Below are 16,873 nucleotides of genomic sequence, written 5' to 3' on the forward strand. Positions count from 1 at the left end.
GCCACGATGGACAGACGTCGCTTCTTCTCCGCAGGTGCCGGTGTCGCCTTGGCTGGACTGGCAGCCGGCCGCGCAATGGCCGGCGAGCGCGCCGACACGGCCAAGGCCCGTTTCGACGCGGCTACGGTCAAGGCGCTGCGCGATCGCATCCGGCCGATCACCGCCGACGAGTACCGCGCTCGCCAGGAGAACGCGCGGCGCCTGATGAAGGCGAACGGGCTCGATGCCGTGTTCGTCGAGGGCGGCACGACGTTGTCCTATTTCACCGGCTTGCACTGGTGGCTGAGCGAGCGGCTGTTCGCGATGGTGCTGCCGCAGCGGGGCGAGCCGTTCTTCGTCGCGCCGGCGTTCGAGGAAGGTCGTGCGCGCGAGAAGCTCGGCAGCGAGGTGAAGGTCTACGCCTGGGAAGAACACGAGAAGCCGATCGAACGGATTCGCGCGGGGTTGAAGGATCGCGGCTTGCTCACGGCCAGGCTCGGCATCGAGGAAACGACGCGCTACTACGCGGTGGAGCAGTTGCAGCGCCTGTCCACGCTGACGCTCGGCAGCGCGACGGGCGTGACGGCCGGATGCCGCAGCGTGAAGTCGCCGCATGAAATCGAGTTGATGCAGGTCGCCAACGACATCACCGCGCAGGTCTACCGGCAGGTGCAGCGCGAGTTGCGCGAAGGCATGAGCGAGAGCGAACTCGCGGGGATCATCAGTGCACGCTACGCCGAATTCGGCGTCGAGGACGACACGCTCGTGCTGTTCGGCGAAGCGTCCGCCTATCCGCACGGATTGACCCGCGACGTCACGTTGAAGGACGGCGACGTCGTGCTCATCGACGGCGGCTGCAAGGTGGAAGGTTACAACTCCGACATCACGCGCACGATGGCGTTCGGCAAGCCGAGCGCGAAGATGGAGCGCGTGTTCGAGATCGTGCGCGGCGCCCAGGACGCCGGCCTCAAGGCCGCGAGGCCCGGCGTCGCCGCTGAGAAGGTCGACGCCGCGGCACGCCGCCACATCGCCGAGCACGGCTATGGCCCGGGCTACAAGTACTTCACCCATCGCCTCGGCCACGGCATCGGCATGGACGGCCACGAGTGGTACTACCTCGTCGGCGGCAACACGCGCGCGCTGGCGCCGGGCAACATGTTCAGCAACGAACCCGGCATCTACCTCGTCGGCGAATTCGGCATCCGCACCGAGGACGAAATGCTTGTCACCGACGACGGTGCCCGCTTGCTGCTGCCGCCCGCCAAGAGCCTGCAGGAAATATTCTGAGCGCGCCGGCGACGTCGCCGGCGCGCGATGCGTGATGAACGCGGGTCGTTCGGAACCCGGTGTGGGCCCGGCCCGGAGGCGGCTCCAGGGGCCGCCACGGAGGTTCACGGTCGGTTGCCCGGGCGCTCCGACTCCGCCCGCTTCGCGGGCTGCGCCCAGCGCAAACGGGGGATGGGGCCGCCGTCCCTGACGCGTGCTGCCGCGACGAAGCAGGCCCCGCGGCGAAGCTGCGCGCGGGAGATCGCGTCCGGCTAGGATGCGCGCACCCGACCCTCGAGCTGCCTCCATGTGGAACGCCCTGCTGCCCGTCATGCTGCTGATCGGCTCGAACGTGTTCATGACGTTCGCCTGGTACGGCCACCTCAAGTTCACCGGCCGCCCGCTGTGGCTCGTCGTGCTCGTGAGCTGGGGCATCGCGTTCTTCGAGTACTGCCTGCAGGTGCCGGCGAACCGCTACGGCTTCGCCGTGTACAACCCGGCCCAGCTCAAGGCGATGCAGGAGATGATCACGCTCGCGGTGTTCGTGGTGTTCTCGATCACCTACCTCGGCGCGCCGATCCGCTGGAACCATCTCGCGGGCTTCGCGCTGATCGTCGTCGCCGGCTTCCTGATCTTCAAGGAGTGACGGCAGCCGGCATCGGGTCCCGGCTTTCGCCGGGACGACGAATGACTTCGGTCGGTGCGGCGCCGGCGGTGGCTCAGTCGAAGCCGTCCTGGAAGATCAGGTCGATCACGCTGCCGACCTCGACGGCGCCGCTGTCGCAGCCGCCGCTCGGCAGGACCGGTTGCGGACGGACTGCGCCGCGCTGGTCATACGGGTAGGCGCACTGTGCTACGGGGATGCGATTGATCGCCGCGCTGCCGCTACCGGGGGCCATCGTCTGCGTCGGACCGCCATTGTTGGCGAGTGCGCCGAGCACCGGGTTGCCGCTGCCGTCGCCGGGCTGCGAGAACGGGCATGAAGTGGCGCCGGACCAGACGTTGTAGCCACCGGAGGTCAGCACGCCGTCGCAATTGCCGTTGGTGTTGCCGGCGATGATCGAGCGGCTGAGGATCAAGGCCGCGTTGCCGCCACCGTCGTTGTAGATGCCGCCACCGAACACCCCGCCGGTATTGCCGGCGATCGTCGAATACATCACGGTGCTGGTACCGGCGCCGGTCTGGTAGATCGCGCCGCCGCCGGTGCCGGCGCCGTTGCCCGTGAACGTGGAATTGACCACGTCGAGCGTGGAATTGCTGAAGATCGCACCGCCATAACGTCCGGTGGAGTTGCCGCTGAACGTGCTGGACGTGATCGTCGCGTCGCCGCCGTCGTTGGCGATCGCGCCGCCGTCGCCGCCGATGCCCGTCGCCGTGTTCTGGTTGGCGGTGAACGTACTCCAGCGCACGCGCAGGCTGCCGCCGTTGGCGACCGTGGGTCCGGTCGACACGTTGTTCTGCACGCGCACGTGGTCGAGCGTGAGCATGCCGAAGTTCTCCAGCGCGTGCGCGCCGCTGAACTTCGCGTGCTGCAGCGTGAGGCCCTTGAGCGTCACGTGCGCGCTCGCGAACACCTGGAACAGGGCCGAGCTGTTGCCGCCGTCGAACGTGATCGCGCTGCCGCCGTCGATGACGACATCGTGGGCGATCGTCTTGTAGCCGGTGAACGTGATCGTCGCCGTGCCGCAGTTGAACGTGATCGTGCCGCCGCCGCTGTTGTCGACGGTGTTGAGCGCGGTGGTGAAACCGGCTTCGTTGCAGTTCGGCGGGGAGACGACCGCGTTGGTCGCGGCGGCGTCGCCCGCGGCGAGCAGCAGCGATGCGAACAGAAAGCGGGAGATCCTTGCGCGAGCGTTCATCGATTCCTCCGGTACGCGTGAAGCGGGCTCGAAGAGTGGAACGTCAAAGCGGGGCGGAAGGAGACACGCCCGCGGCGGATCGTCGCCAAACGGCGCGCGCGACGCAAGCCGCGCCGCGGGCGGCGGGCGCCGCGGCCTGCCCGCCTCAGTCGAACAGTGAGCGCAGGAACGGCAGGGTCACGCGCCGCTTCGCCGCGAGCGAGGCGCGGTCGATGCGATCGAGCACGTCGAACAGGGTCGCGAGGTCGCGCTTGCTGCGCGCGAACAGCCAGTCGAGCGCGGCGGCGTCGAGTTCGATGCCGCGCGCGAGCGCGCGCTCGCGCAGCAGCGCGCGGCGTTCGCCTTCGTCCAGCGGTCGCAATGCGAGCTGGGTGCAGGCCGACAGGCGCGAGACGAGGTCGGGCAAGCCGATGCCGAGCTGCGCCGGCGGCGCCGAGGCGGCGAACAGCAGCAGCGATCCTTCGGCGCGACAGCGGTTGTAGAGGTCGAACAGCGCATGCTCGGCGTCGCGCTCGCCGGCGATCGCGTCGAGGTCATCGAGCGCGAGAAGGTCGCTGCCGCCGAAGCCGCGGATCGCTTCCGCGCGCCGCGTGCGCAGGCTGGCGAGCGAGAGGTACTGCGCGGTGCGGCCATCCGCGCTCGCCGCCGCGCAGGTGGCGACGAGGAGGTGCGTGCGGCCGCTGCCCGGTGCGCCGTGCAGATACAGCCAGGCGGCGTCCTCGCCACGCGATGCACGACGCAGCGCCTCGAGCGCAACGCCGTTGGCGCCGGTGACGAAGCCTTCGAGGCGCTGGTGCGCCGGCCAGCGCAGCGCGAGCGGCAACTGCGAACTCATGTCAGGCCGGCGGCGCGCCTGCCGGGGGCGGGACCGGCCCCGGCGCCGGCGCGGCCGAGGCGGCCGCCTCCGCGACGGCGGCCTGCTGCGTGCCTTTCGCGACGACCACGATGCCGGGCGCCGAGCCCGTCGTGTAGAGCTCGCTGGAGGTGTAGCGCTCGTACACGTAGCGCAGCACGACCATCACCACGGACGCCGCGGGCAACGCGAGCAGCACGCCGAGGAAGCCGAACAGCTCGCCGCCGGCGAGCACCGCGAAGATGACCGCGACCGGATGCAGGCCGATCTTGTCGCCGACGAGCTTGGGCACGAGTACGTAGCCTTCGAGCGTCTGGCCGACCGCGAACACGCCGAGCACGAGCAGCACGTGCGCCCAGTCCTGGTACTGCACGAGCGCGGCGACGACGCCCATGACGACGCCGGTGATCGCGCCGAGGTACGGCACGAAGCTGATGAGGCCGGCGATCATGCCGATCAGCGGGCCGACACTGACGCCGACCAGCCACAGGCCGATGCCGTAGAACGCGCCGAGCACGAGCATGACGCTGAGCTGGCCGCGCAGGAACGCGCCGAGCACGTCGTCGGATTCGCGCGCGAGGCGCGCGACCACCGGTTCGATCGAACGCGGGATCAGCGCGTGGATGCGTTCGACGAGCACGTCCCAGTCGCGCAGCAGGTAGAACGCGACGACCGGCACCATGACGAGGTTGAGCACCCAGCCGACCACGGTCATGCCGGACTTCGACACCTTCGCGAGCACGCCCGCGGCGACGCCGCCGGCTTCCTTCCAGTGCGCCTGCAGCGCAGCCAGGATGCGCTGCGTGTCGAGCACGTCGGGCGAGATGCCGAACTGCGTCTCGAGCCATGGCGTCGCGCGCGTCTGGAACCAGTCGAGCCAGACCGGCAACTGGCCGAGGAACGCGCCGATCTGCCGCTCGGTGAACGGCACGAGCAGCAGCAGGATCACGATGACGACGAGTGCGACGACGAGGAACACGAGGCTCACCGCGAGGCCGCGGCTCATCCAGCGCTCGAGGCGGTCGACGATCGGGTCGGCGAGATAGGCGAACAGCGCCGCGGCGACGAATGGCATCAATACCGGCGCGAGCAGCCAGACCACGAAGCCGACCGAAACGAGCAGGATCAGCCACTGCCAGCGCAGGTGCAGGCCGTCGCCGGCGGGGGTGTTCATCGTGACCTTCCTTCACGCAGGGTGCGGCGCGCGCGCGTGCCCCATACGACGATGTAGTGCAGGCCGCTCGCGAGCGTGATCGCCGCGGTGACGGCGATCATCGCGCTGCGCACCGCGGGCGACACGGCGAGCCAATTCGACAGGCGCAGGAGCTCGGCCAGCACGAACGCGAGCTGCACCGCGGTGGTCGCCTTCGACAGCCGGCTCGGCGCCGCGTCGAACCGACCGACGAGGTTGTGGTACGCGATCGCACCCGAGACGATCGCGACGTCGCGGCCGACGACGAGCACGGGCAGCCAGCCCGGCAGCTCGCCCGACAGCGCGAGCGAGACGAACGCGGCCATCAGCAGCAGCTTGTCGGCGATCGGGTCGAGCATGCCACCGATCCAGGTCTGCCAACCGAAATGCTTGGCGAGCCAGCCGTCCAGCGCATCGCTCGCCGCGGCGACCGCGGCGACGAGCAGCGCGCCGTCGTAGCGGCCGGCATCGATGAGCCAGCACAACGGCAGCACCAGCAGCATGCGCAGCGCGGTGATGAGGTTGGGCAGGTGGCGCAGCACGGCCGCCGCTTCAGTGGCCGAGCACGAGCGCCGCGTCCGCGCCGTCGACGCGGCTGGTGCCTTCCGCGAGCGTGCGCTCCATCGCGACCACGCCGAGGAAATGGGCGACGTCGGTCGACAGCGACAGGTGGACGAGGATGCCGTCCGAGGTCGCCGCGGTCGGCTGCACCGCCTTCACGAAGTTGTTGCGGTTGAGGTAGCCGATCACGCGCGCGTAGTCGTCGGCGTCGCGGATGCCGCCGATCCACACGGTCGCCTCGGTCGGCGTCTCCGGCGCGAGCGGGACTGCGCCGAGCGCGCCGAGGCCGAACTTCTGCAGCATCTGGTCGACCGCGCCGGCGTCGAACTGCACGACCAGGGTCATCGGCGCGTCGCCCTGCGGGTTGCGCCGGTACGAGTACTGCAGCATGTAGCGCTCGGCCTTCTCGATCGCCTTGGCGAGGTCGGGGCGCGCGATCACGCTGCTGTCGCCGGTTTGCTCGATCACGACGTTGGCGAGCGCGGTCTGCAGCGCGCCCGTGCGTTCCTCGTCGGACTGCGAATTGACCGGCGCGGTGCCGGTATAGGTCGAAGGAGCGGCGCCCGCCAGCACCGGCAACAGCGCCGCCAGCAACGCCAGCACAATCCCCGTCACGGGGCGGGACACGCGCGGAACAGGGATTCGCACGGGGTCTTCCATAAGCCTGTCGATGGGCGCAAGTCTGCCCAAAGGGCGCCAGCGCGTCCATGCACGGGCGCCGCGCGGCGGCGGCGGAGCGGGCGAAAACGGCGTATGGCGGCGTGTTCCGGCGCGTCCGGCCGCGAAGATCCGCACCCCGCCGGCCGCGCAAGGAGCACTTTCGCGGCACCCTGCTAGAATGCGCGGCCCCGCGCCGCCTCCCGCCGTCATGCCCGTCGAACTCGAATCCCTGAGCTACCGCGCCGCCGGTGTCGACATCGACGCCGGCAACGAAGTCGTCGAGCGGATCAAGCCGCTCGTGCGCCGCACGTTCCGCCCCGAAGTCATGGCCGGCCTCGGCGGCTTCGGCGCGCTGTTCGAACTGGGCGGGCGCTACCGCGAACCCGTGCTCGTCTCAGGCACCGACGGCGTCGGCACCAAGCTCAAGCTCGCCCAGATGCTCGGCCGCCACGACACGATCGGCATCGACCTCGTCGGCATGTGCGTCAACGACGTGCTCGTGCAGGGCGCGGAGCCGCTGTTCTTCCTCGATTACTTCGCGACCGGCAAGCTCGACGTCGACACCACGGTCAGCGTCGTCGGCGGCATCGCCAAGGGCTGCGAGCTCGCCGGCTGCGCGCTCGTCGGCGGCGAAACCGCGGAGATGCCCGACATGTATCCGCCCGGCGAGTACGACCTCGCGGGCTTCACGGTCGGCGTGGTCGAGAAGTCCGCGCTGGTCGACGGTTCGCAGATCCAGGCCGGCGACGCGATCATCGGCATCGCCTCGAGCGGCGCGCACTCCAATGGCTACTCGCTGATCCGCAGGATCGTCGCACGCGCCGGGATCACGCCCGACAACGGCGGCTTCGACCTCGACGTCGGCGGCGTGCGCCTCGGCGACGCGCTGCTCGCGCCGACCACGATCTACGTCAAGCCGATCCTCGCCCTGCTGCGCCAGCAGACGCTGCACGGCATGGCGCACATCACCGGCGGCGGCCTCAAGGAAAACATCATCCGCGTCGTGCCGGACGGCCTCGGCATCGCGCTCGACAGCGCGACCTGGAAATTCCCGCCGCTGTTCGACTGGCTGCAGCGCGAAGGCAACGTCGCGCGCGACGAAATGCTGCGCACGTTCAACTGCGGCATCGGATTCACGCTGATCGTGCAGCGCGACCAGGCCGGCATGACACTCGACGCGCTCGAGGCGCTCGGGCTCACCGCGTGGACGATCGGGGCAGTCGAGGCGCAGCAGGGGGACGAAAGGGTGCATATTGCGTGAGGACCGGGGGCTGAGGGCTGGAGAGCATCGCGGCTTCCGCCGCTCCCACGAAAGAGAGGCAGCGCCGACGCCTTGCCTGCTCCGCCTGGAAACAACCCGGCACGCACTCCGATGACGCTCGCCTCCCAACCCCACCCCCTGCGCGTCGCCGTGCTCGCCTCCGGGCGCGGCTCGAACCTGCAGGCGCTGATCGATGCACAGCGCGCGGGCACGCTGCCGATCGAATTCGTGCTCGTCGCCAGCGACAAGGTGCATGCGCATGCGCTGCGGCGCGCGGAGGCGGTCGGCATCCCGACGCTCGCGCTCGCGCCGAAGTCCGCACCGACGCGCGCCGCCTATGATGCCGAACTGTTCGCGCGCATCGCTGTCGCGGATCCGCAGCTGATCGTGCTGGCCGGCTTCATGCGCATCATCGACCCGGCCGTGCTCGAGCCGTGGGCCGGGCGCATCGTCAACATCCATCCCTCGCTGCTGCCGAAGTACCCCGGCCTGCATACGCACCGGCGCGCGATCGACGCCGGCGACGCACTGCACGGCGCGACCGTGCACTACGTGACCGCCGAACTCGACGGCGGCCCGCCGATCGCGCGCGCCGAGATCCCCATCCACGCTGGCGACACGCCCGAGATCCTCGCCGAACGCCTGCTCGCCGAAGAACACCGCCTGCTCGTCGCCGTCGTCGCCCTGATCGCCGCTGGCCGCATCGCCCTCGACGGCACCCGGGTCCGCCTCGATGGCACCGCGCTCGGCGCCCCGCTCCGCCTCGGCACCGACTTGCCGGTGGTGGACTGAGGCCGGCGGCAAAGCGGAAAGCCCGGACCAAGGACACGAGGGAAAAGCAGGACCAGGGAAAGGCCTGGAAGACGGAGCGCATGGGGCACACGGAGAAGAGCAAGGCAAGGAACAGCTTTCGTGTCCGGAATGGTTTTACTCCGGCTGCCTCGTGTTGTTTCAATCCCTGAAACCCCTTGGTTTTTCCTTCGTGTCCTTCGTGTTTCAATCTTCCGCCTGCACGCTTCGTTCAGGCACGAGCGCCGATACTGCGACGTCCCGTCGTCGTGAACATGACCATGAAGATTCCGTTCGTTGCCGCGCTCCTGTTCGCCTTCGCCGCCCCTTCGTTCGCGGCCGATGCGATCAAGCCGTTCCGTGCCGAGTACGCGACCCTGCGCAATGGCGACGAAGTCGGCCGGACCACGCTCGAGCTTGCCGACAACGGCGACGGCAGTTGGACGCTTTGCAGCGAGACGCGCGGGACCTCGGGGCTGGCCAGGCTCGCGGGCATCCATATCGTCGAGACCTCGCGCTTCCGCTGGAAGGATGGGCGGCCCGAGGCGCTCGCCTACGACTACAAGCAGGAAGGCACGTTCAAGCAGCGCACGCGGCATGCGGCGTTCGACTGGCAGGCGGGCTCGGTCTCGGTGAGCGAAGGCGGCAAGGACTACCATTACGCGACCGTGCCGGGCCTGATCGATCGCCAGTCGGTGACGCTCGCGCTGGCGAGCGACCTCGTGCACGGCGCGGGCACGTTCGAGTATCCGGTCGCGGTGAAGGACCGCGTGGAGACGATGCGCTACGTGCGCGGAGCGGTCGAGTCGCGCAAGGTGCCCGCGGGCGAATACCGGGCGCAGCTCATGCAGCGCGACGGCGAGCCCGGCGAGGACCGCAAGCGCGTCGCGCGCAGCTGGTTCGCCGAATCGCTCGGCTGGCTCCCGGTCGAGATCGAGCAAACCGAGAAGAAGGGCGATACGGTCACGTTGCGCCTGGTTGCGGTGCGCTAGGCGCGACGGTTCCCGGCTCCGGGCTTTCGCCGGGGCACCTCTTTGCCCCGCCGGGCGGCTGTCGGTCCGTGCAGGTTCTTGCGTTTTTCCCAGAGGCAGGCGAGCCAGCGTATGCTGGCGTCGCTGTTGCAGCGCGGGGAGAACGTGCGATGGCGAAGACGCTGGCGAAGATCCTGCTCGCGCTAGGCGTGGGCCTCATGGTGGCCGGCGCGGGGGCCGAACCGGCCGCCGCCGACTACGGCTGGCCGAACCTGGCCGATTTCCTGCAGCAGCTCATCGGCAAGGTCGGTGCGCCGGTGAAGGTGTACAAGCTCGAGATGGATCGGGACGGCAAGGTCGACCTGTGGATCCAGCAGCAGGCGCATCCCGACCTCGTCGACAGCTGGGAGTACGATCACGGCCGCATCGACGGGCCGATCCCGGTGAAGTTCGACCACTACCCGTCGGTCGCTGCGCTCGACTACCACGTGATCGAGCTGACCATGATCGATTTCCCGCGCCTGCCCGCGATGCTCGCGACCGCACGCGCGAAGCTCGGCCTTCCCGATGCGCGCGTCGTCTACATCAAGCTCGAACGCGGCGACTCGAGTGGGTTCTTCTCGGTGACCGACACGCCGATCTGGACGTTCGCGCTGGACGGTCCGCGCCATGACGGCCGCGTCGAGTTCGACCTGAAAGGGAGGGTGCTCGATGTCGACAAGGACTGAGCTTCGCCACGGCATCGCGCTCGCCACGCTGTGCAGCCTGCATGCCGCGGCCTCGGATGCGCCGGTCGCGCCCGTGCATCCGCTCGAGGCGACCGCGGCGCTGAAGGCCGCGTTCGCCGAGCGCATCGGCCATCCCGCCGACGTGCTGGCCTTCGACCTCGGCGAGCACTACGCGCGGGCGCTGGTGCAGAACGTCGCCGCACCGGACGAGTACGACGAGTTCGCGGCGGTGCCGGGCCAGCCGCTCGAACCGGGCCGGCCGAAGAAGGTCGGCGACATCGATTGCCGCAGGAAGATCCCGTTCGCCGCGCTCGACCTCGATGCCGGCGCGCGCGCGCTCGCGCAGGCGCGCACGATCGCGGCCGCCAATGGCTACAAGACGCCCGAAAGCATTTCGCTCGGCGCGGACATCTTCTGCCGCGACTTCGGCTGGCGCGCGATCCTTACCAGCGATGCCGACGACGATGCAATGCTGCAGGTTACGTGGACGCCCGACGGCACGTTGCCGAAGGCGCAGGAGATGCACGAGGACGGCTGGCGCAAGGTCGACGTCACCAGGCTCCTCGCCGGTGGCGCGAAGGTGACGCCGGCTGCACCGAAGCCTCCGCCGAAGACGGTCGCGGGTGACGGCCGCACGCGCGACTTCCTGCTCGGCATCGAGGCTGATCTCGCGCGCGTGCAGGCCGAGGTCGGCGCGCCGCTCGGCTTCAGGCACATCAGCATCGGCCACACGCAGCTCTCGCTCGACGTCTACCAGCCCGCGAACCGCAAGCGCGTGTCGACCTGGCTCGTCGGCGACGACGGCGCGATCAAGCTCTGGCGCGAGGACGACACGATCCCGTTCGACTGCAACAAGCCGTTCGCGAGCGCCGATTTCCCGCTCGCGCAACTGGCCGACCTCATCGCCGAGGCGCCCGCGCAGATCCCGTCGATGCCGCAGGCCGAGGTCAAGGACGCCGCGGTCCGCCGCAGCGGGTTTTGCGGCAAGCCACATGTGTACATCAAGCTCGAGGACGACCGCGGCTACGGCAACGTCGAGTACGACGAGCGTGGGCGGCTCGTCTCCGCCGAGATCCAGTAGGGCGGTACGCGCGCGGCGCGTGCCGCCGGTGCGATGGCGCGATCACCACGACTCCCGCGGACGCGGGAATCCGCGGCTTCGAGCACGAGCAAAATGGATTCCCGCCTTCGCGGGAATGACGTCGATGGCGAGCAATGCAGGTTCGTAGGCTGGATCAAGCCAAAGCATCGCGGCCTGCGCCGCTCCCACAAACGCGCCGCAACCTGGTCATGCCGGCAGACGGCGGATATGCGCTCCGAGCCCACCGAGTTTTTCCTCGATGTTCTCGTAGCCGCGGTCGATGTGATAGATGCGGTCGATCATCGTGTCGCCGCTGGCGACAAGGCCGGCGAGTACGAGCGAGGCGGATGCGCGCAGGTCGGTCGCCATCATCGGCGCGCCGGACATCTTCTCGACGCCCTTGATGATCGCGCTGTTGCCTTCGAGCTGGATGTCGGCGCCGAGGCGCTGCAGTTCGAGCGCGTGCATGAAGCGGTTCTCGAACACCGTCTCGGTGATGATGCCGACGCCTTCGGCGACGCAGTTGAGCGCGGTGAACTGCGCCTGCATGTCGGTCGGGAACGCCGGATACGGCGCGGTCGTGACGTTGACCGCCTTCGGCCGGCGTCCGCGCATGTCGAGCTCGATCCAGTCCTCGCCGGTATTGAGGTGGGCGCCGGCATCCTCGAGCTTGGCCAGCACCGCGTCGAGCGTCTTCGGTCGCGCGTGCTTGGCCGTGACCTTGCCGCCGGTGATCGCGCCGGCGACGAGGAAGGTGCCGGTCTCGATGCGGTCGGGCAACACCTCGTAGGTGGTTCCGGACAGGCGCTCGACCCCGTCGATGACGAGCGTGGCGGTGCCTGCGCCGCTGATCCTCGCGCCCATCGAGTTGAGGCAGTTGGCGAGATCGACGACTTCGGGCTCCTGCGCCGCGTTCTCGATGATCGTGGTGCCCTGGGCGAGGACGGCGGCCATCATGAGGTTTTCGGTGCCGGTGACGGTGACGAGGTCCATGTTGATGCGCGCGCCTTTCAGGCGTTTCGCGCGCGCCTTGATGTAGCCGGCCTCGACGCTGACCTCGGCGCCGAGTGCCTGCAGGCCGCGCAGGTGCAGGTCGACCGGGCGTGAGCCGATCGCGCAGCCGCCCGGCAGCGAGACGACCGCTTCGCCGAAGCGCGCGACCAGCGGGCCGAGCACGAGGATCGACGCGCGCATCGTCTTGACCAGGTCGTACGGCGCGAAATAGTGGCGCGCCGGACGCGGGTCGACGTGGATCTTCATGCGCTCGTCGATGACGAGCTCGACGCCCATCTGGCCGAGCAGCTCCATCGTCGTGGTGACGTCGTGCAGGTGGGGCACATTGCTGATCGTGACCGGGCCGTCGGCGAGCAGGGTCGCGGCGAGGATCGGCAGCACGGCGTTCTTGGCGCCGGAAATCCACACGTCGCCGTTGAGGGGTTGGCCCCCGTTGATCACGATTTTTGCCATGGTCCGGGAATCGAGAGGGGAATGGGAATTGGGAATTGGGAACTGGGAATTGGGAATGGGGAATGGGGAATGGGGAAAGCGGCAGGGAGTAGAGTGCGACTCCTTGTCCCCATTCCCTATTCCCTATTCCCCATTCCCCGCTTCTTCGGGCGTCAACGTCCGCAACGACAGCGCGTGGATCGCGCCGCCCATGAGGTCGCCGAGCGTCGCGTAGACCATGCGGTGGCGCGCCAGCGGCAGTTTGCCGGCGAAGGCCGGGCTGACCACGAGCGCCTCGAAATGCACGCCGTCCGGACCGTGCACCTCGACTTTCGCCTCCGGCATGCCCTGCTGGATCAGACTCTGCACGGTGGAACTGTCCATCTTCTGCGTTTCCTCGGGCGATCGGTGGGCGGGGTGGGCGGCGGCCGGCTGCGACGCTGTGGCCGCATGACCCGTCCTGTAGCCGGCCTGCCGGACCATCCCGGCGGGGAAGCGGCTACAATGGAGGCGGCGCATGGTACTCAAAATCCTTGGGCAGCGCAGAAATCCCGACATCTTCCACGCCTATGCAGCCCTCCATCTCGCCACGATGAACGCTTCGATGCTTGCCGCCGCCCGCCCCCTGAGCAACCCGCTGCTCGACGCGACCGCCCTCGTGCGCAGCGCCCAGGCCGTGATCGCGACCGAGGCGCAGGCGATCGAGGCGCTGCACGGGCGCATCGACGCCAATTTCCTGCGCGCCTGCCAGCTCATGTTCGAATGCAACGGGCGCGTGGTCGTCTCGGGCATGGGCAAGTCGGGCCACATCGCGCGCAAGATCGCCGCGACGCTCGCCTCGACCGGCACGCCCGCGTTCTTCGTCCACCCGGGCGAAGCGAGCCACGGCGACCTCGGCATGATCACGCAGAAGGACGTCGTGCTCGCGCTCAGCAATTCGGGCGAGACCGACGAGCTGCTGACGATCCTGCCGCTGATCAAGCGCCAGGGCATCCCGCTGATCGCGATGAGCGGCAACAACGGTTCCTCGCTCGCGCGCCTCGCCGACGTGCACCTCGACACGAGCGTGCCGGCCGAAGCCTGCCCGCTCGGTCTCGCGCCCACCTCGAGCACGACCGCCGCGCTCGTCATGGGCGACGCGCTCGCGATCGCGCTGCTCGAAGCGCGCGGCTTCACCGACGAGGACTTCGCGCGCTCGCACCCGGCCGGCAGCCTCGGCCGCCAATTGCTGCTCAAGATCAGTGACGTCATGCACCGCGACGGCCAGATCCCGACCGTCGGCCCCGACGTCACGCTGACCGAAGCGCTCGTCGAAATGACGCGCAAGGGCCTCGGCATGACCGCGATCGTCGATCCGGCCGACCAGCGCCTGCTCGGCGTGTTCACGGACGGCGACCTGCGCCGCGCGGTCGACGACGACGACATCGACCTGCGCACGACGCCGGTCATGCGCCTGATGACCCCGCAGCCGAAGACGATCACCGCCGACAAGCTCGCCGTCGAAGCCGCGCAGCTCATGGAAGCGCACAAGATCCACGCGCTGCTCGTCGTCGACACGGACAACCGCGTCGTCGGCGCGCTCAATATCCACGACTTGTTGCGGGCGAGGGTGGTGTAAGAGCCGGGAATGGGGAATGGAGAATAGAGAATCGTCCCCATTCCCCATTCCCCATTCCCCATTCCCCTTCCCAGCGTTCCACGCATGCTCCCCAACGACCTCCCCGCCGACATCCGCGACCGCGCCGCGCGCGTGAAGCTCGCCGTGTTCGACGTCGACGGCGTTCTTACCGACGGCAAGTTGTTCTTCGCCGCCGACGGGCACGAGATCAAGGCGTTCCACGTGCTCGACGGGCTCGGTTTCAAGCGCCTGCTCGCCAACGGCATCGAGGTCGCGGTGATCACGTCGCGGATGAGCCACGTCGTGACCGAACGCATGGCCACGCTCGGCGTCGCGCACGTCTACCAGGACCAGCAGGACAAGCGCGCCTGCCTCGACGAGCTGCTGCACGCGCTCAAGCTCGACGCGAGCCAGGTCGCCTACACCGGCGACGACCTGCCCGACCTCGCGCCGATGCAGAAGGTCGGCCTCGCGATCGCGGTGGCCAATGCGCATCCGTGGGTGCGCGAGCGAGCGCACTGGCGCACGCGCCTGGCCGGCGGCAATGGCGCCGCGCGCGAGGTGTGTGACCTGCTGCTCGGCGCGCAGGGTCGCGCCGAGACCGAGCTCGCCGCGTTCCTGCGCTGACCGACGATGGAGCGTCGCTACTGGGCGATCGTGTTCGTGCTCGGCCTGCTCGTCGTGGGCACCGAGGCACTGCTCTGGCTCGTGCGCGACCGCACCAACGAACAGACCTTCGCCGGGCCGCCGCGCTCGGACTACACGCTGAGCGAATTCACGCTCGATGCGCTCGACGGCGAAGGCAAGCGCACGTTCCAGGTCAGCGGCCCGCGCCTCGCGCGCCGCGGCGACGATGGTTCGATCTTCGTCGACGCGCCCGACTACCGGCTCGTCGACGGCGCCGGCCATCCATGGACGGGCAAATCCGATTCGGCGTGGGTCAACAAGGACGGCACGATCATGAAGCTGCTCGGCCACGTCGAGATGCATCGCGCGGGCGACGACACGTCCGAGCCGGTCGACGTCGTCACGAGCGACCTCACGACCTGGCCCAGGGACAAGAAGATGGAAACCGCGGCGGCGGCGACGATCAACCAGCCCGGCTCTATACTGCAAGGCATCGGCCTTCGTGGCGACCTCAACGACAAGACCCTGGAGCTCCTCTCCGATGTCCGTTCGACCCTGCAATCGAGGCACGCGCGCGACGGCGCGCAATGACCACCTGCGGCGCCTGTGCGCCGCCCTGCTCGCCTGCGCGGCGCTCCCCGCGGCGCACGCGCTCGGCACCGACCGCGACAAGCCGATGGACGTCACGGCCGACTACTCGAAGATCAACCAGGGCCGGGACAAGCAGCCCGGCACGACCTACCTGCGCGGCAACGTGCGCGTCGTGCAGGGCACGATGAAGGCGAGCGCGGCCGAGGCGACGATCCACCAGAAGTCGAACGGCGACGTGCTGCGCGTGGTCATGAAGGGCAAGCAGGCGCACGTCGAGCAGCAGCAGGACGGCGGCGGCACGATGACCGCCGACGCCGACCAGATCGACTTCGACAACCAGACGAGCATCGCGGTGCTGACCGGCAACGTGAAGGTCGTGCAGTCGGGCCGCGGTGAATTCCACGGCGAGAAGATGACCTACAACACCAACACCGGCGAGATGGAAAGCGGCGACGCGAGCGGCAGCAGCCGCGCGCACATCATCCTGCAGCCGAAGGCCAAATCGGGCGCTGCGAAGCCCGCCGATGCGCAGCCGGAAGCGAAGCCCGCCGGCGAACCGGGCGCGCCGCTCTGATGCTGAGTGCGTCGGGCCTGCGCAAGAGCTTCCGCGGCCGCGCCGTCGTGCGCGATTTCGCGTTCCACCTGCGCCAAGGCGAGATCGTCGGCCTGCTCGGACCAAACGGCGCCGGCAAGACCACGTCGTTCTACATGATCGTCGGCCTCGTCGCCGCGGAGACCGGCTCGATCCGCGTCGACGACCGCGACGTGACCGCGCTGCCGATGCACGCGCGCGCGCGCCTCGGCGTGGGCTACCTGCCGCAGGAACCGTCGGTGTTCCGGCGCCTGAGCGTGGCGGACAACATCCTCGCGATCCTCGAGCTGCGCGACGACCTCGGCCAGGCCGGCCGCCAGGCCGAGCTCGAGGCGCTGCTGGACGACCTGCAGATCGGCCACATCGCCGGCCAGAAGGGCATCAGCCTGTCCGGTGGCGAGCGCCGCCGCGTCGAGATCGCGCGCGCGCTCGCGGCCAAGCCGCGCTACATGCTGCTCGACGAGCCCTTCGCGGGCATCGATCCGATCTCCGTCGTCGACATCCAGCGCATCGTGCGCCAGCTCAAGTCGCGCGGCATCGGCATCCTTATCACCGACCACAACGTGCGCGAGACGCTCGGCATCTGCGAGCGCGCGTACATCATGAGCGAAGGCAGCGTGCTCGCGCAGGGCACGCCGGCGGAAATCCTCGCCAACGAGCAGGTGCGCGAGGTCTACCTGGGACGCGAATTCCGCATGTGAGCGGTCCGCCCGGGCGGCGGCGCGCGGACGCGGACACGGCCGGATACGGGCAACGATTCGGATGAGGTTCCGCCGGTCGCGGCGCCACGTCAAGCCCT

19 protein-coding genes are annotated in these 16,873 nt (G+C 69.2%); 12 read left to right on the forward strand and 7 right to left on the reverse strand.

The genetic code is table 11. The annotated features are described in order from the left end of the window. Positions 1-6 precede the first annotated feature (6 nt). The gene (locus EV148_RS06675) at positions 7-1,266 is read left to right on the forward strand and encodes a M24 family metallopeptidase (protein ID WP_131995336.1); all 1,260 of its coding nucleotides are present in this window, start codon (positions 7-9) and stop codon (positions 1,264-1,266) included. Between the two features lie 286 nt (positions 1,267-1,552). Next, positions 1,553-1,891 (forward strand): DMT family protein, encoded by a 339-nt coding sequence (locus tag EV148_RS06680; RefSeq protein ID WP_131995339.1) that lies wholly within the window; start codon positions 1,553-1,555, stop codon positions 1,889-1,891. Positions 1,892-1,964: 73 nt separating this feature from the next. Here the strand turns inward: EV148_RS06680 and EV148_RS06685 are convergent, their stop codons facing one another. The 5 genes from EV148_RS06685 to EV148_RS06705 all read right to left on the reverse strand — a co-directional run bounded on the left by EV148_RS06685 (position 1,965) and on the right by EV148_RS06705 (position 6,313). Then, positions 1,965-3,104, reverse strand: coding sequence for a choice-of-anchor Q domain-containing protein (locus EV148_RS06685; protein ID WP_131995342.1), 1,140 nt, complete (start codon positions 3,102-3,104; stop codon positions 1,965-1,967). 145 nt (positions 3,105-3,249) lie between these two features. Further along, positions 3,250-3,939, reverse strand: coding sequence for a DnaA regulatory inactivator Hda (hda, locus tag EV148_RS06690; protein ID WP_131995345.1), 690 nt, complete (start codon positions 3,937-3,939; stop codon positions 3,250-3,252). Between the two features lies 1 nt (position 3,940). Then, positions 3,941-5,131, reverse strand: coding sequence for an AI-2E family transporter (locus tag EV148_RS06695; protein ID WP_131995348.1), 1,191 nt, complete (start codon positions 5,129-5,131; stop codon positions 3,941-3,943). Continuing rightward, positions 5,128-5,691, reverse strand: coding sequence for a CDP-alcohol phosphatidyltransferase family protein (locus EV148_RS06700; RefSeq protein WP_131995351.1), 564 nt, complete (start codon positions 5,689-5,691; stop codon positions 5,128-5,130). The genes EV148_RS06695 and EV148_RS06700 overlap by 4 nt, the downstream gene beginning before the upstream one ends. 10 nt (positions 5,692-5,701) lie before the next feature. Beyond that, complete coding sequence (locus EV148_RS06705) at positions 5,702-6,313, reverse strand: DUF2066 domain-containing protein (protein WP_158287353.1); 612 nt, start codon at positions 6,311-6,313, stop codon at positions 5,702-5,704. Between the two features lie 265 nt (positions 6,314-6,578). Here EV148_RS06705 and purM point away from each other — a divergent pair, with 265 nt between their 5' ends. From purM to EV148_RS06730, 5 genes are all read left to right on the forward strand, one after another. Beyond that, positions 6,579-7,631 carry a phosphoribosylformylglycinamidine cyclo-ligase gene (gene purM / locus EV148_RS06710; protein ID WP_131995357.1) on the forward strand — a complete coding sequence of 351 codons (1,053 nt, stop codon included), beginning with the start codon at positions 6,579-6,581 and terminating at the stop codon, positions 7,629-7,631. A gap of 111 nt (positions 7,632-7,742) precedes the next feature. Beyond that, positions 7,743-8,423, forward strand: a complete 681-nt coding sequence (gene purN, locus EV148_RS06715; RefSeq protein ID WP_131995360.1) for a phosphoribosylglycinamide formyltransferase — start codon at positions 7,743-7,745, stop codon at positions 8,421-8,423. A 278-nt stretch (positions 8,424-8,701) separates the two neighbouring features. After that, positions 8,702-9,412, forward strand: coding sequence for a DUF3108 domain-containing protein (locus tag EV148_RS06720; RefSeq protein WP_158287354.1), 711 nt, complete (start codon positions 8,702-8,704; stop codon positions 9,410-9,412). Positions 9,413-9,561: 149 nt separating this feature from the next. Continuing rightward, positions 9,562-10,119 carry a hypothetical protein gene (locus EV148_RS06725; RefSeq protein ID WP_131995366.1) on the forward strand — a complete coding sequence of 186 codons (558 nt, stop codon included), beginning with the start codon at positions 9,562-9,564 and terminating at the stop codon, positions 10,117-10,119. After that, positions 10,103-11,200, forward strand: coding sequence for a hypothetical protein (locus tag EV148_RS06730; protein ID WP_131995369.1), 1,098 nt, complete (start codon positions 10,103-10,105; stop codon positions 11,198-11,200). The genes EV148_RS06725 and EV148_RS06730 overlap by 17 nt, the downstream gene beginning before the upstream one ends. A 207-nt stretch (positions 11,201-11,407) precedes the next feature. Here the strand turns inward: EV148_RS06730 and murA are convergent, their stop codons facing one another. Together murA and EV148_RS06740 are read right to left on the reverse strand one after the other, a co-directional pair. Continuing rightward, positions 11,408-12,667 (reverse strand): UDP-N-acetylglucosamine 1-carboxyvinyltransferase, encoded by a 1,260-nt coding sequence (gene murA, locus EV148_RS06735; RefSeq protein ID WP_131995372.1) that lies wholly within the window; start codon positions 12,665-12,667, stop codon positions 11,408-11,410. 123 nt (positions 12,668-12,790) lie between these two features. Next, positions 12,791-13,030, reverse strand: coding sequence for a BolA family protein (locus tag EV148_RS06740; RefSeq protein ID WP_131995375.1), 240 nt, complete (start codon positions 13,028-13,030; stop codon positions 12,791-12,793). A gap of 220 nt (positions 13,031-13,250) precedes the next feature. Here EV148_RS06740 and EV148_RS06745 point away from each other — a divergent pair, with 220 nt between their 5' ends. From EV148_RS06745 to lptB, 5 genes are all read left to right on the forward strand, one after another. After that, entirely contained in the window at positions 13,251-14,264 is a 1,014-nt protein-coding gene (locus tag EV148_RS06745) for a KpsF/GutQ family sugar-phosphate isomerase (protein ID WP_425479846.1), read from the forward strand. A gap of 84 nt (positions 14,265-14,348) precedes the next feature. Continuing rightward, the gene (locus tag EV148_RS06750) at positions 14,349-14,891 is read left to right on the forward strand and encodes a KdsC family phosphatase (RefSeq protein WP_131995378.1); all 543 of its coding nucleotides are present in this window, start codon (positions 14,349-14,351) and stop codon (positions 14,889-14,891) included. Positions 14,892-14,897: 6 nt separating this feature from the next. Further along, the gene (gene lptC, locus EV148_RS06755) at positions 14,898-15,482 is read left to right on the forward strand and encodes an LPS export ABC transporter periplasmic protein LptC (protein WP_131995381.1); all 585 of its coding nucleotides are present in this window, start codon (positions 14,898-14,900) and stop codon (positions 15,480-15,482) included. Continuing rightward, the gene (lptA, locus tag EV148_RS06760; RefSeq protein WP_131995384.1) at positions 15,433-16,056 is read left to right on the forward strand and encodes a lipopolysaccharide transport periplasmic protein LptA; all 624 of its coding nucleotides are present in this window, start codon (positions 15,433-15,435) and stop codon (positions 16,054-16,056) included. Before lptC ends, lptA begins: the two co-directional genes overlap by 50 nt. Further along, the gene (lptB, locus tag EV148_RS06765) at positions 16,056-16,775 is read left to right on the forward strand and encodes an LPS export ABC transporter ATP-binding protein (protein ID WP_131995387.1); all 720 of its coding nucleotides are present in this window, start codon (positions 16,056-16,058) and stop codon (positions 16,773-16,775) included. Before lptA ends, lptB begins: the two co-directional genes overlap by 1 nt. Positions 16,776-16,873: the final 98 nt, after the last annotated feature.

The sequence above is a fragment of the Dokdonella fugitiva genome (assembly GCF_004342425.1).
Taxonomy (GTDB): Bacteria; Pseudomonadota; Gammaproteobacteria; order Xanthomonadales; family Rhodanobacteraceae; genus Dokdonella_A; species Dokdonella_A fugitiva.